2 protein-coding genes are annotated in these 2,073 nt (G+C 63.7%); both read right to left on the bottom strand.

The window, feature by feature from the left end:
- On the bottom strand, window positions 1-530 hold a 530-nt coding region (locus tag AC1DY5_RS53075), incomplete at its 3' end, for an MFS transporter (protein ID WP_478122257.1).
- Window positions 531-1,200: 670 nt separating this feature from the next.
- Window positions 1,201-2,073 (bottom strand): Bug family tripartite tricarboxylate transporter substrate binding protein (locus tag AC1DY5_RS53080; protein WP_478122258.1); only part of this gene is annotated, 873 nt, incomplete at its 5' end.

Here is a 2,073-nt window from a genome sequence, read left to right on the forward strand (position 1 = left end):
GCCCAGAGCAGCACCACAAGGCCGGCCGGCAGTGCCCAGAACGCCAGCGCCGAAGTCCAGCCTCCGCCTAGAAGATGCTCCAGCGGAACGGTGAAAGCGGCAGCGCTCGATGCCCCTGCCGACACGGCCAGCGTGTAGAAGCCCGTCATCATTGCAGCGCGACTACCGAAGTCACGCTTGACCAGACCCGGCAACAGCACATTCCCCACGGCGATGCCCGCGCCTCCCAGAGCCGACGCAAAGAACAGCATCGGCAAGCTCCCGGTGCCCCTCAGCAGCGATCCAACGCAGATCAAGAGCAGCGCGCCGAGCAAGGTGCGTTCCGGGCCGAGGCGCCGGGCCAACGCCGGCGTTGGCGCCGCGAAGATTCCCAGGCACAGGAGCGGCAGTGTCGTGAGCATGCTCGCGCCCGTCGGCGTCAGGCCAGTGTCCTTCATGACTTCAGGCAACAGCACCGAGAGGCTGCCGAACAAGGGCCGCAGATTGAAGGCGATCAGTATCAGGCTCAGGCCGAGCAACAGCTGCCGCACACGAGTCTGCGACTGCGCGTGGGAAACAGGAATGGTGCGGTCGACACCGAGAGGGTCGTCCGAGCGAGAGCCGGACGCTCGGGCTGACTGAGACATTTGCTGCTTTTCTAAGGTTTGAGGCGCACTGACTTTAGCCGGATCAGCCGAACGACGCCGCGGGCCAGCAGGTTGCCCGAGCTCGCAGCCGGGAGTTGATGAGAAGAGAGTGAACTTGGACGAGCGCTTCGGCCGCCGTAGTTCCACGTTCGAGCCCGGAAGATGGCACGGCCTATGACGTTGCTGTACTTCACCACAGAGYACGAAGCGCGAATCAAGCCAACACCGATCGGGACCCGTCACTCCGAGCAGACCGTCGGCGCCCGGCTTGGTCAACCCGAACGGGCTGAAGATGTTCTCGGCCAGGGCGCTGACCTGTTTGCTCTCGCATACTCTGCGAATACCTTGGCAATGCCGAAGTCGTATGAGGCGCGCCCAGGCTCCAGCTTTCAAGCGAAGTGGTGCTGCGCGCGGCGTGGTTTGAGCCAGTGGTGCTTTCTGAATAGGAGGCAGCGACGTCGAGCGCGCCGCCGACGCATCCGGCTGCTGATAGCGTCCATGACCAGCCATGACACCGGCGGCACTACACCTCCAAGCGTTGCCGCCGTGATTGCTGTTGGTGCGAACTGACGCGTCACGGGGTGGCCTTCATGACGCGGCGCGCGACCTTGTCGTCCAGCGCCAGCGAGCGTTCGAATTCCTTGGGCGACTGGAGCTCCGGGAAGATGCCCTGATTGCGAAGCGAGTGCTGCACCGCCTCCGTCGAAAACGCTTTCGAAATGCCCGCATAGAGCTTGTCGGCCATGGCGTCGGAGATGCCCGACGGCGCGAGGAAGCCGTACCAGACGTCAGCGATGAAGTCGCCTTCGCCTGTCAGCTCCGAGAGGGTCGGCACGCTGGGCAGCTGTGCAAGTCGCGCCTTCGAACCGACGGCCAGGGCCCGCAGCTTTCCGCTTTCGATGAGCGAACTGGCGGCGGGAAACGAAGAGAATGCCGCGAGAATATGACCTGCCGAGACATCGATCAACGACTGCGGCGTCGATTTGTAGAGCACCTCTTCGAAGCCGATCTTGTATTTGACCTTCAGCCGCTCCATCGCAAGATAGCCGGCAGAGCCCGCGCCTGGCGAGGCATAGCTGGCCTTCGCGGCATTGCTCCTTGCATAGGCCACCAGTTGGTCGAGCGTCTTGATCTCGCTCTGCGCTGAAACCACCAGCACCATGGGCACCGTTCCGATTCGGGCCAGCGGCTTGAAGTCCTTGATCGGGTTGTAGAGCGGCCGGTCCTGCGTGAGGGGAAAGGTCACGAAGGGCGGATTGGCGTTGAGCATCAAGGTGGTGCCGTCCGGCTTTGCGCGAGCCACACTCGCCGATCCGATGGCGCCGGAAGCGCCTGCTCGGTTGTCCACCACGACGGGCGTGTCAAGCGTCGTTTGCAGCGTGACGGAGAAGCTGCGTGCCACGGCATCGACACCCGTACCCGCTGCGTGCGGAACGACGAGCAGAAG

The organism is Variovorax sp. P4_D9 (assembly GCF_056401695.1).